This is a genomic window from Pedobacter vanadiisoli (assembly GCF_042684385.1).
Taxonomy (GTDB): Bacteria; Bacteroidota; Bacteroidia; order Sphingobacteriales; family Sphingobacteriaceae; genus Pedobacter; species Pedobacter vanadiisoli.
In genome coordinates this window covers 1-11,728 of record NZ_JBHULL010000038.1, presented here as the reverse complement: position 1 = coordinate 11,728, position 11,728 = coordinate 1, and the positions used below count along the sequence as shown (strand labels likewise).

Here is an 11,728-nt window from a genome sequence, read left to right as displayed (position 1 = left end):
CACATTGCAAATGTGATTCTCGTACGTCATCGTTATAAACGAGGACGATAAATCAATCTTCCACAAGCAACTGACTTACCGGGTTTTTAATCACATGCAAGCCATCATTGATCAATTTGGTATGGTCTGGTTCTTTACTTGCCTTAATCTCCAGATAGACCTGGATTTCCCTTTCCAGCTGATGATAGATTTTTTTATGATAAACGATTTCGAGTATTTCCAATGCGCAAAGCCAATCCTGCCTGTGATCTGTTTTTAATTGCGTAAAAATAGCTGCAAGCTGTTCCAGGTTTTCGCCACTTTCCCTGATTTCCCTTACTGTTTTATATAAAGTATGGAGTTTTAAGGTTTTATCATCGTAGGTAATTTTATGCGTTTTCTCTCTGCTAATCAAAGTAATTTCTTCATAGGCATCCTTGTCTGCCGCACCGTTAAACACCGATACAATTTTTTCGCCAATAGCCATATCGTAAGTACCCCATTCCGGTTTAAATAAAGTATTTCCATTGCTTTCGGTAACGGTGCAATCGTTAAAGGCAATTAAAATCAATTTATCCTTCTCTGTAATGATATCGTTAACTATTCCCTCAACTTTAATTCCGCTATCAAACAGGAGCTCGGCCCGTTTGCCTAAGGTTATCCCTATGTTTTCCAACGCTGTAAGGCTAAAATTTTCAAGTGGCTGGCTGGTGTTTCTGAGTTTGCCCACCGGAGATGAAAAGCCATCAGCATGGTAATCTTTGCCATGGCCCTTAAGCTGTTTACCGTTAAAAGCCAAAGCCGATGGGCCAGTTGTTTTAATGAAAGTAACTTCATCTGTGGCACTGATGCCCATATCGGTAAAAATACCGCTCACCTGTAAGCCTGAACTGTAAACAGCTGTAGCCACATTCTTGCAGGCAATAGCCTTCATTACACTCTCTGTTCCGCCACGTCTGAAAGCCATGGTATTGGCAAATTGTTCTAACACATCAATCAGGTTTTGAAAAGTTTCGGTAACAAAAAGCTGCGGCTGTGGTTTGGTAATGTCGTACGGGTAATTTACCGTGTCGATATTGTACCATAGTTTTTGTACATCACTGTGCATACAGGTGGCACTTTCGCCAATGGAAGAGAGCAGGCCTGCGCCGTAAATTTTAGGGTTTTCTAAAGTGCCAATCAGGCCGTATTCTACCGTCCACCAATGTAAACGACCCAAAAGGGCCATTTCTGAAGGTTCGCCCATATTTTCGCTGATGTAACGCAGGCTTTTTTCGGCCTTTGCAATTTCGGCAGGATCGGCATCTATCGCCTCTTTTAAAATAGAAAGCTTCCTGATGGCCTCATAAAGTTCGAAATCTTTGGCCGAGAACATGGCTTTCGCCCCAATTGAACCGAAGTAACTCAGGTAATTGTTGTAATCGGTATCGGCAATAATAGGGGCGTGGCCCGCACTTTCGTGTATGATATCAGGGGCAGGGGTATATTCAATATGGTTAATCTGACGGATATCGGCTGCAATAACGAGCACACGGTAAGCCTGGTATTCCATAAATGCTGCCGGCGGAATAAAGCCATCAACGGTTACTGCCCCCCAGCCAATTTTGCCCAGGTTATCGTTCATGGTCTGCAGATCGGGGATCCGTTCAATACTTAAACCGGCTCGCTGTAAGCCTTTTATATAAGGGTAATAAGCAACATTTTTAAGATAACTGTAATTCTGGCGCATTACATAACGCCATACAGCCTGATCTACAGGTGTGTACTTTTCGTAGTTTTGTGCAACAATAAATTGCTTTAAATGGTTCGGCAATTTAGCTACCTGCGCATTATTAAAATCATTAAAATGGCTCATAATTATTATGAAATAAGTTGGTCGGCAGCTAAGTTAGGATGTTGTTTTTATCTTAACAAGAAAGCGGCTGCATAAATTAACAGGTGAACATCATAAAGGTTTCGGATGGCTAAAATGGTTAAATTGGTAATTAGGAAAGGTACTGTAGCATTCCATCGGGAGGCTCCGGTCGGGCTGTTTGCTATATCTCCGATGAAAAATCGGAGGATGCCGCTTCCATCCCGTTTAAGGGCAGAGGCCTGTGCTGATGAACCCGGTTTTCTTTGCATATCTTTTAAAAACGAAAATAGGAGCGCTGTTTTGGCCATTTAAACCCGACTGGTGCGTAAAGCCCGGAACGAGGTTACGAGTGAGGACTTGAAGCGAAGGCGGGACTGTAGAAGCCCAAAGGCTTGTAGAACTGCTTTCCAAAAAATGGTTTGATTATATAGGCCATGATAAGGAAAGGTACTGTAGCATTCCATCGGGAGGCTCCGGTCGGGCTGTTTGCTATATCTCCGATGAAAAATCGGAGGATGCCGCTTCCATCCCGTTTAAGGGCAGAGGCCTGTGCTGATGAACCTGGTTTTCTTTGCATATCTTTTAAAAACGAAAATAGGAGCACTGTTTTGGCCACTTAAACCCGACTGGTGCGTAAAGCCCGGAACGAGGTTACGAGTGAGGACTTGAAGCGAAGGCGGGACTGCTTGAATCGATTAACACTGTAATTGCTTTCTGAAAAATGATTTGATTATTAGGCATCATGTGCTACTATTACCCGTGTTGAAAATTAATCCTTCTTCTCTTTTTTACTCCCGATTTTCTTCACACTGAAAGTAAAGTAATGTTGATAAAGATAACTAAATATGGCCATTAAAACCGAAACCAGAACCCGCGAAAGCATAGATAGCGTTGGGTAATCGCGTAAAAGTTCGAGTAAAAATTTTAACAGTACATAATTGGCTAGGATATTGATAAATTGAAGATTCAGAAACCTAAATAACTGTACCCTGCCTTTTAGCTCACTGTGCGTAAATATAACGTATTTATTAAGCAAAAAACTGGTTGGAATGGCAATGGCGTAGTCTACGAGTAATGAGGCCGTTTCTCTTTGCAGCACAATTATACCAAAATTTACAGCTTCAGTTTTAAAGATGAAAAAGTAAGCAAAATAATAACTTAAAATGCCCAGCAACAATGTGCTGCCACCAGTAGCCAAATACCTGAAATTATGTAAAGAAATAAATTTTTTAAAAGGAGGGTGAAAAAAATCTATCGTGGCTAAAATGGCGTTACGCATTACTTGAAACTGTTCGTTGTTATTTTTTGGCGCAATTTACAATTAAATTTTTATTGCCACCGTAATGGGATCATTTAAGTCATTTTTGTTAATGATTGGTATAATATGCAGGTTGGGCTACAAAATCGATCACGGCGCACCAGCTGTACGATGGATGCGGCTGAATGCTCACCCCAACAGTATTCAGTTTATATTTTTGATCGAGCAAATTAAACCGGTGACCAAGCGAAGGCACCCCACAATCCAACAATAAATGACATACAATGTCTAAACTGTTCGAATAACCAAAGTCGATATTTTCACTCATCGCTTTATTTGGAAAATATTTGGATAAGCGTGTCGAAAATTTATCCCCATTGCTGCTTTCGTGTGTATCGAGGTTGTTTCTGTTCAGATCCTGGGCATGGCTGCGGCTTAAAGCGGTCAGTTTATCATCGGGGTAAAATACCGGTAAATTTTTTATCCCCCTTAAATGTTTTAGTAAAGAGGTATAATAGCTATTGTTACGGGTAATCCGCAATTCATTATAATTTCTGTATTGCTTTACTTTAGCGTTATAGTTATTAATGTAATCTTCTAAAAAAGTGTAATAAAACTTTTCGCCGTCAATGCGGATGAGGTTCATGTACATCACCACGTTTTTCTCTTCATTGGTCAAATAAGAAACATTTGCCGCGGTATTGGCCCTGCGAAATTCGGCATCTGTCCATTTTTGGGCATTTGCGCCGGTAACAAAAATTAAGAATATAAGGGTAGGTAGAAGTATTTTACGCATCTGATGGTTTTCATGGATAACGCCATTTGATGCAGATTATTTTCTTGTTTGGAATTTAGGCAGTGTTTAGCGCATAGCGGCCAGTATTAACAAGTTACAACTAAAAAATAACCACAGAGCCACGAAGACACAAAGAAATAGCCTTTGTGTCCCGGTGCCATCGTGTTTAAAAAATGCAAGTAGATTATAAAAACATGCCGCCTGATGCTTCAATGCGCTGAGCGTTAATCCATCTGGCATCTTCAGTACATAAGAAAGCCACTACACCGCCAATATCATCAGGTAAGCCTACACGGCCTAAAGCGGTATTCGCAGCTATCCCGGCGTTGAGTTGATCGTTATCGCGTACCACACCACCACCAAAATCGGTTTCTATAGCGCCAGGAGCAATAATGTTCGATCTGATTCCTCTTGCTCCCAATTCTTTGGCCTGGTATTTTGTTAAGGTTTCCATTGCACCTTTCATCGAAGCATAAGCCGCATAGCCCGGGGTTGCAAAACGGGCCAGCCCCGATGAAACATTAATGATTCCGCCACCATCGTTTAATAAAGGCAAAGCTTTTTGGGTTAAAAAGAAAGCTCCCTTATAATGGATATTTACCAAGGCATCAAATTGTTCCTCAGTAGTATCGGCAAATGATGCATGGATGCCAATGCCGGCATTATTGATCAGGAAGTCGAATTTATCTGCATTGAAAACAGATTTTAGCACATTTTTAAGTGCTGTAAAAAAGCTATGGAAAGTTTTAGAATCACCTACATTTAACTGTATTGCAGCTGCTGGTACACCTAAAACTTTTATTTCGTTTACCGTATTTTCGGCTTCCTCTTTTTTAGATTGATAAGTAACAATTACACCAATTCCTTTTGCCGCAATTTTTAACGCGGCGTTTTTTCCCAGTCCGCGACTACCACCGGTTACCAGGGCAATTTTATTTTGTGTTTCCATTTTCTTTTTATTTGTTAAACAAAATTAGATGGAATTTGGCTGTAAAAATGGTGACTGTTTAAGTAAAAATGGTGACTGTTTAAGTTTTATGTGGTGATAATTTCCTTATTTGTAGCTAAAGACCCGAAGTAAGCCTCCCGATACTGTTTTGGTGTTTGGCCAGTAAAGTGTTTAAAAAACTTGGTAAAGTTAGATGGATCGTAAGTTAATATCCTGGCAATTTCGGCAATTGGCATGCTCACATTCTGTAACATTGCTTTGGAAATTTCCATTAATCGCTCTTCAAAAAAGAAACATGGCGAATGTTCGGTAGCGGCCTTAATAGTATTGCTTAGATGAGTGGGGTGTACATGGATTAAATCGGCGAAATCTCTTACCTCAAACATTTCCGTAGCACGGCCAGATACAATATCGTCAAGGTGTTTATCTAATTCTTTTAAATAATCTGCCGCAATTTCATGTCGACGGGCAAAAAACTTCTGTGGAATTTTCATATAAATGATTTTGATCGCTGAACAAATATACCATCAAAGCCATTGATTATGAAATAGACTCATACACATTTGTACTTTTGCTACTTAGAGATTATATATCAAAAAATCCGTTGTAAAAGAAAAGCCGCTGATGGTTAAATCAACGGCTTAATATTTTTAAATACTTTTACAGTTTACTAAAAGGTAAATCAAAAGTTCCGTCTGTAATATTTACTGACGTATTTATGGTTGTATTCTGGTTGGCACCACTGAAGAAAAATGTTCCTTTCAACTTATTTCCGGCTTCGCTGGTAATAACCAAAGTACCCGCATCTGCATAAAATGAACCGGTTTGACTTTGGTCTTTCATATAAACACCAGTTCCGTCTTTTGCTATATCATAAGTACCTACGCCTTTGTATTCGACAATCGAAATAAGCAGGCGTTTATCGCCATTTACCGTTGTAATGGTTAATAATTTGCCTGCAGGAGAATTTACAGATACTGCTTCGCCGGTAAAGCCTATGGCAGTACCATCTACTTTTGCATTTAAATTGTTGGTACCGTTATTCGTTTCAGGGATTTTTGCCGGCACTAAACTGATGTTAAACTGGCCTTCGCTAATGGTTTTGGTGGCTAAAGTTAAATAATTTTGCCCTTTAAATTCGAAAGTGCCTTTAATGTATTGGCCGGTTAAATAGCTGGTAATCTTAATTTCACCATTGGTGGTGCTGAGGTAAGCCTCCTGGAGGCCTAGATTATTCGGAAGATAGGTAGCTATGTTACTATCAGATAAAGTATATGTACCCACCCCCTTAAAATCACTGATCAATAAACTAAAACCACTGGTTGCTTTATTCCCCAAAAGCTGCACAGTAGTTTTTCCATCGATTACATAAGTTTGGGCAGTGGCTAAGGTGCATTTCAATAAAACGCCATCAACTTTTCCGCTCATTGATGATGAATCCCAATCAGGATGGTAATCGATTTCTTTTTTACAGGACGAGGTAATTAGAAGGCATATCAGTGCCAGTAAGGATAATTTAAATGGTATTTTCACGAGGGTTAATTTGTTGTGGTTAAATAATTTGGCGCTAAGATAAATAATTTAGTCAAACGCTAATGAAAAGGTATGTAGCTTTTTAACAAATCTTTCCCGCTGGTACCAGTCATTATAAACCAGTTCTACCTGTTTAACTTCAAAAGTACCGAAATCAAAATCCCTGTATTTTTCAACAAGCTTAATTAATGTATCTTTATTCTCCAGCGCCGACCTGAAACGGATTACGGTAGAATGGGCCGTTTGGATGGCATATCTTTTATCGATGCTTTGTTGAAGATCAGAATTTTTGAAGGTTTTGCGTAAATCATCCCTGATTTCATTTAAGGTATCGGTTAAAAACCCCTGAATGAGGATGCACGAAGGAGAGGCCGTGAGTCCTTTAAACTGGATTTTGAAACTTTTATGCCTTGATAAAACTTTGTTAATAAGATCGATATAATCCTGAACATGAATGTCCTTTAAATCAAAACCCTCATAACAGGAAATGATCGACATCAAAGTGATATGGATATCGGCATTTTGATAATAATATTGGTCCGGCTCAATGGCTTTTGCCTCAATTAAAAACTGTTGAATATTATGATTGGTGGCCATATCTGGTCTGATCACCAAAGTAATACCAAAGCGTTGGTCGGTTTCAGAATCTATTAAATGATCTGTTTCATAGTTTCCTTCTGCTATTTTGGCAATCGAATCCCTGTAGAGTTTATTATAATGTTCGGTTAAATCCATTTCTCTTATACAAAAAAGTCGCAGGGGTAAACCTGCGACTGGATATCATCTATTTGGATACTGAAATAAATTCAGCATGACGATTTTCGTTTTAAGCCAGCAATGCCTTCCAGCTAGTAGCCTTACCAATAATACCGTTTAAATCGGCAATGGCTACACGTTCCTGCTCCATGCTGTCGCGATGGCGTATCGTTACTGTATTGTTTTCTAAACTTTGGTGGTCAACGGTGATACAGAAAGGTGTACCTACTGCATCCTGACGACGATAACGTTTACCAATTGCATCTTTCTCTTCATAAATGCAGTTGAAATCGAATTTCAGTTCATCCATAATTTCGCGTGCTTTTTCCGGTAAACCATCTTTTTTAGTCAACGGGAAAATGGCTACTTTATAAGGGGCCAAAGCAGGGTGTAAGCGCAATAAAGTACGGCTGTCCTGTTTATCTTCGGTACTTAAATCCTGTTCTTCAAAAGCATTGATCATCGTTAACAGGAACATGCGGTCTAAGCCGATCGAGGTTTCGATTACATAAGGAACGTAATTGCCGTAAGGTTTACCTTCTTCATTTAAATCGTTATCGAAATACTGCATTTTTTTACCCGAATATTCCTGGTGCTGTGTTAAATCGAAATCAGTACGGCTGTGGATGCCTTCAACCTCTTTAAAGCCAAATGGGAATTCGAATTCGATATCGGTTGCGGCATTCGCATAATGGGCCAGTTTAACATGGTCGTGATAACGGTATTTTTCAGGATTGGTACCTAAGGCCTTATGCCATTTTAAACGTGCTTCTTTCCAGTAATCGAACCATTTTTTATCTTCACCCGGACGAACGAAAAACTGCATTTCCATTTGTTCGAACTCACGCATGCGCATAATGAACTGGCGGGCAATCACTTCGTTCCGGAAAGCCTTACCAATCTGTGCAATACCGAAGGGGATTTTCATCCTGCCTGATTTTTGTACATTCAAAAAGTTTACAAAAATACCCTGTGCTGTTTCCGGACGCAGATAAACTTCATCACTTCCTTCAGCCATGGCACCAAACTGTGTGCTGAACATGAGGTTAAACTGGCGTACGTCTGTCCAGTTTGAAGTTTTGGAAATCGGGCAGATTACTTTATAATTTACAATTAAATCTTTTAGCTGCGCCAGGTTTTCAGATTTAAGTGCAAGGTTCATTTCTACTTCAAGCGCTAAACCTTTTTTTACAAATCTCCAGCTTGCCTCATTAACAAAAGGATATTTGGCAGCATCCAGAATAGTTTCTTCATCTTTAAAACCCGGAATCCAGGCGGCTTGGCCTTCATCGCTTAAACCCAGTATTTCTTGCCGAAATTCCTCAAATTTAGCTTTGTTTTCAGCACTGAAGTTTGCTAATTCCGAATATAACTCATCAATTTTATTCTCTAATAACTGGTCGGCGCGATAACGTTTTTTCGAATCCTTATTATCAATCATCGGATCGTTAAAACCATCAACGTGTCCACTGGCTTTCCAAACTTTAGGATGCATAAAAATTGCAGAATCAATACCCACAATGTTTTCGTGCATTTGCACCATGGCTTTCCACCAATAAGTTTTAATATTGTTTTTTAATTCGGCACCCAATTGGCCATAGTCGTAAACGGCACTTAAGCCATCATATATTTCGCTGCTCTGGAATACAAAACCGTATTCTTTAGCGTGTGATATTACATTTTTAAATTGTTCGTCGTTATTCTTTTGAGCCATAATGGAGGCAAATATAATAAAAAGGCGGAGGGTTTAAAGGTATAAGACTGAAGGTTTTTGATCACTTAAAAACCACGCTATTGTGATACTGAATTTATTTCAGCTATCTTTTATAGAAAGAAATTAGATACATGATCAGTTAGCTTACTGTGTTTTTAAATTTAATATATAGGAAAGTAATAATACTGCTAATCGGTTTACCCAACATTTAACATTCCATTTTACCGCATCCATCTTCCATTTTTTCCTACTTTTGAAACATGAAATACCATCACTTACTATTCTTGTTTGTTATTGTCATTTTTAGCTCCTGCAAACCAGAAGAAAAAAGCCATCAATATATTAAGTTTAATACACTAGCGGAGTTATATCAATTCTTAAAATGGTCGCCCGAAAACCGTTTCCCTTTAATCAGTGCCCACCGTGGCGGTCCGATGCCCGGTTTTCCCGAAAACTGCATCGAAACATTCGACAATGCCACTACCTATAATCCTGTAGTAATTGAATTCGATATTGCTTACACCAAAGATTCTGTAATGGTTCTTATGCACGACGACCAACTAGATAGGACCTCTACAGGGAAAGGACCCATAGCAAATTATACCTACGGGGAGTTAAAGGCTTTTAACCTGAAAGATAATGAGGGTAATGAAACTAAATTTAAGATTCCTACCCTGGATAGTGTACTCAGTTGGAGTAAAGGTAAGGTTTTGTTGACCATCGATTTAAAGAAAGGTGTTTCTTACGCCAAAGTGATCGAAAAAGTAAGGCAATATGGGGTAGAAAGCAATTCAATTATCATTACCTACACTGCCGATCAGGCTAAGGAGGTGCATCAACTGGCACCGGAACTCATGATCTCAGCCTCTGTGCAAAAGAAAGCTGAATTGAAAAGATTAAACAATATCGGCATTCCCAATAACCGCATAGTCGCTTTTGTTGGCGTTTCCGCACCAGATAAGGAATTTTATCAATACCTGCATAGTAAAGGTATTACGACTATTTTAGGTACAATGGGTAACATTGATAAAAGTGCCAAGGCGAGTCCTGCTAAAAATGTATACTACCACCTCGTAAATAACGGTGCCGATATTTTATCGGGCGATAATTTGCCGCAGGCATCAGAAGAATTGGATAAATTCAGATATAATAAAAAATTAAGTTCACCACACATTAATTAACCACAGATAAAAAGGATGAATACAGACCTTGCAGGTAGCTTTAAAAGCTGTGTTCACCTGTGGCAAAAAATATAAAATGAGTATTTCAGTTAAAAACCTTTCTAAATATTACGATAAGCAAAAGGCGGTTGATGCCATTAGTTTTGAAGCTAAACCTGGCCGTATTCTTGGTTTTTTAGGCCCGAATGGAGCGGGCAAATCAACAACTATGCGCATGCTTACCGGTTATTTGGAGCCAAGTTCCGGATCAGCTCAAATTTTTGGTAAAAGCATTACAAACCAGGCCATAGAAGCTAAAAAACACATAGGCTATCTTCCCGAAAATACGCCCTTATATGCTGATATGTACGTAAAGGAGTTTTTAAGCTTTGTTGGGCAAACCTATAAAACTGATAATTTAGCTGTACGGATTGATGAAGTAATTAAAATGGTTGGTTTAACACCAGAGCAGCATAAAAAAATCAGTATGTTATCTAAGGGTTATCGCCAACGTGTGGGGTTGGCACAAGCCATTATTCATGACCCGGAGGTTTTAATTTTAGATGAACCTACTTCAGGCCTCGATCCGAATCAATTGGTTGATATTAGGCAATTGATCAAAAACCTGGGCGCAGCTAAAACCGTTGTTATTTCTACGCATATCATGCAGGAGGTTGAGGCCATTTGCGACGATATCATCATCATCTGTAAAGGCAAAATTGTGGCCAACAACTCACTTGAAGGTTTGAAAAAAGTACATCAGCAACAATCATTAGAAGATATTTTCAGAAAACTTACTGCGTAATTATGTTCGACCTTAGAATCAAAATTTTACTCATCACATCTTTATTTTTAAGTCCGCTATTATTAAAAGCACAAGTAAACACCAATATTGGTGCAGGTATTGAGATGGGTTTACCTTCGGGCAATTTTTCGAACCTTTCAGGAATTGGCCTGGGTGCATCGGTAAAAGCTGACCTGCCGGTAGCTGAAAATTTTGCAATAACGTTAAATGCTGGCTTTATAAACTTTTTTGGAAAAAGCAACGCACTTTTCACTGTGCAGGATTTAACCTATATCCCGGCAAAAGCCGGACTGAAATACCAACTGAGCGAAAGTTTTTATGCAGAAGGCCAGTTAGGTGCAGCGTTGCCTTTAAATAAAGATCAAAAGACTTTATTTGCATGGTCGCCCGGTTTAGGAAACCAATTTAAACTTCCCGGAGGTGATAAACTTGATCTAGGTATCCGATATGAAGCATGGACAGGTAAGAATAATACCATAGGGCTGAACAAATCAGATACAAAAGGGTTTGTTGGCATCAGGTTTGCCTATGTATTAGGGCTGTGAAACAATTATTGTTCATAATTGTTTAATTTATTAGTCAAAAAAATACAATAAGTCGAATTCTTACAACTTAATACAACGTTTTGGAATAAAATATTTTTAATTTAATGCTCAGTTAATCAGTTTTTTACTGTCCTTGTTCTCTGTTTTTCATTTTGTTTGTAACGTTTTGGCATCATGCTTGTCTAAAAACACGAAATAATTAACGAACAATAATTAAAAAACAATGAAAAAAGTATTACTATCTTTATTAATGTGGACTGCCCCCAAAAAGTTGGACACTTTAATAGGAGCATTTTATGAGCAGAAAAATTAAGTATAGTCTGGAATTTAAACTGGCTATCATCGGTCAGGTCTTAAGTAGAGAGAAATCTTTGGTTT

The 11,728-nt window shown here is 38.8% G+C and carries 12 protein-coding genes; 3 read left to right on the top strand and 9 right to left on the bottom strand.

Going from position 1 to position 11,728, the window contains the following annotated elements:
- Positions 1-52 precede the first annotated feature (52 nt).
- The 9 genes from ACFSR6_RS18600 to ACFSR6_RS18560 form a co-directional block, all read right to left on the bottom strand.
- Positions 53-1,834, bottom strand: coding sequence for an aromatic amino acid hydroxylase (locus ACFSR6_RS18600; protein ID WP_379081658.1), 1,782 nt, complete (start codon positions 1,832-1,834; stop codon positions 53-55).
- A 47-nt stretch (positions 1,835-1,881) separates the two neighbouring features.
- The gene (locus ACFSR6_RS18595) at positions 1,882-2,103 is read right to left on the bottom strand and encodes a hypothetical protein (RefSeq protein WP_379081656.1); all 222 of its coding nucleotides are present in this window, start codon (positions 2,101-2,103) and stop codon (positions 1,882-1,884) included.
- A 500-nt stretch (positions 2,104-2,603) separates the two neighbouring features.
- Complete coding sequence (locus ACFSR6_RS18590; RefSeq protein ID WP_379081654.1) at positions 2,604-3,113, bottom strand: GtrA family protein; 510 nt, start codon at positions 3,111-3,113, stop codon at positions 2,604-2,606.
- 88 nt (positions 3,114-3,201) lie between these two features.
- Positions 3,202-3,888 (bottom strand): CAP domain-containing protein, encoded by a 687-nt coding sequence (locus tag ACFSR6_RS18585; RefSeq protein ID WP_379081652.1) that lies wholly within the window; start codon positions 3,886-3,888, stop codon positions 3,202-3,204.
- 184 nt (positions 3,889-4,072) lie between these two features.
- Complete coding sequence (locus tag ACFSR6_RS18580; protein WP_379081650.1) at positions 4,073-4,837, bottom strand: SDR family oxidoreductase; 765 nt, start codon at positions 4,835-4,837, stop codon at positions 4,073-4,075.
- Positions 4,838-4,923: 86 nt separating this feature from the next.
- The gene (locus tag ACFSR6_RS18575) at positions 4,924-5,331 is read right to left on the bottom strand and encodes a helix-turn-helix domain-containing protein (RefSeq protein ID WP_379081647.1); all 408 of its coding nucleotides are present in this window, start codon (positions 5,329-5,331) and stop codon (positions 4,924-4,926) included.
- A 166-nt stretch (positions 5,332-5,497) separates the two neighbouring features.
- Positions 5,498-6,370 (bottom strand): DUF6252 family protein, encoded by an 873-nt coding sequence (locus tag ACFSR6_RS18570; RefSeq protein WP_379081645.1) that lies wholly within the window; start codon positions 6,368-6,370, stop codon positions 5,498-5,500.
- A gap of 48 nt (positions 6,371-6,418) precedes the next feature.
- Positions 6,419-7,105, bottom strand: coding sequence for a 2'-5' RNA ligase family protein (locus ACFSR6_RS18565; protein ID WP_379081643.1), 687 nt, complete (start codon positions 7,103-7,105; stop codon positions 6,419-6,421).
- Between the two features lie 91 nt (positions 7,106-7,196).
- Positions 7,197-8,840 carry a glycine--tRNA ligase gene (locus ACFSR6_RS18560; protein ID WP_379081641.1) on the bottom strand — a complete coding sequence of 548 codons (1,644 nt, stop codon included), beginning with the start codon at positions 8,838-8,840 and terminating at the stop codon, positions 7,197-7,199.
- A gap of 260 nt (positions 8,841-9,100) precedes the next feature.
- Between ACFSR6_RS18560 and ACFSR6_RS18555 the strand changes: the two genes are divergently transcribed.
- From ACFSR6_RS18555 to ACFSR6_RS18545, 3 genes are all read left to right on the top strand, one after another.
- The gene (locus tag ACFSR6_RS18555) at positions 9,101-10,021 is read left to right on the top strand and encodes a glycerophosphodiester phosphodiesterase family protein (RefSeq protein WP_379081639.1); all 921 of its coding nucleotides are present in this window, start codon (positions 9,101-9,103) and stop codon (positions 10,019-10,021) included.
- A 76-nt stretch (positions 10,022-10,097) separates the two neighbouring features.
- The gene (locus ACFSR6_RS18550) at positions 10,098-10,805 is read left to right on the top strand and encodes an ATP-binding cassette domain-containing protein (RefSeq protein ID WP_379081637.1); all 708 of its coding nucleotides are present in this window, start codon (positions 10,098-10,100) and stop codon (positions 10,803-10,805) included.
- 2 nt (positions 10,806-10,807) lie between these two features.
- Complete coding sequence (locus tag ACFSR6_RS18545; protein ID WP_379081635.1) at positions 10,808-11,350, top strand: hypothetical protein; 543 nt, start codon at positions 10,808-10,810, stop codon at positions 11,348-11,350.
- Positions 11,351-11,728: the final 378 nt, after the last annotated feature.

What these genes read in the sequence shown, in the direction of transcription:
- ACFSR6_RS18600 (WP_379081658.1), bottom strand. Translation starts at nt 1,834, where the DNA reads ATGAGCCATTTTAATGATTTTAATAATGCGCAGGTAGCTAAATTGCCG.
- ACFSR6_RS18595 (WP_379081656.1), bottom strand. Translation starts at nt 2,103, where the DNA reads ATGCAAAGAAAACCGGGTTCATCAGCACAGGCCTCTGCCCTTAAACGG.
- ACFSR6_RS18590 (WP_379081654.1), bottom strand. Translation starts at nt 3,113, where the DNA reads ATGCGTAACGCCATTTTAGCCACGATAGATTTTTTTCACCCTCCTTTT.
- ACFSR6_RS18585 (WP_379081652.1), bottom strand. Translation starts at nt 3,888, where the DNA reads ATGCGTAAAATACTTCTACCTACCCTTATATTCTTAATTTTTGTTACC.
- ACFSR6_RS18580 (WP_379081650.1), bottom strand. Translation starts at nt 4,837, where the DNA reads ATGGAAACACAAAATAAAATTGCCCTGGTAACCGGTGGTAGTCGCGGA.
- ACFSR6_RS18575 (WP_379081647.1), bottom strand. Translation starts at nt 5,331, where the DNA reads ATGAAAATTCCACAGAAGTTTTTTGCCCGTCGACATGAAATTGCGGCA.
- ACFSR6_RS18565 (WP_379081643.1), bottom strand. Translation starts at nt 7,105, where the DNA reads ATGGATTTAACCGAACATTATAATAAACTCTACAGGGATTCGATTGCC.
- ACFSR6_RS18560 (WP_379081641.1), bottom strand. Translation starts at nt 8,840, where the DNA reads ATGGCTCAAAAGAATAACGACGAACAATTTAAAAATGTAATATCACAC.
- ACFSR6_RS18555 (WP_379081639.1), top strand. Translation starts at nt 9,101, where the DNA reads ATGAAATACCATCACTTACTATTCTTGTTTGTTATTGTCATTTTTAGC.
- ACFSR6_RS18550 (WP_379081637.1), top strand. Translation starts at nt 10,098, where the DNA reads ATGAGTATTTCAGTTAAAAACCTTTCTAAATATTACGATAAGCAAAAG.
- ACFSR6_RS18545 (WP_379081635.1), top strand. Translation starts at nt 10,808, where the DNA reads ATGTTCGACCTTAGAATCAAAATTTTACTCATCACATCTTTATTTTTA.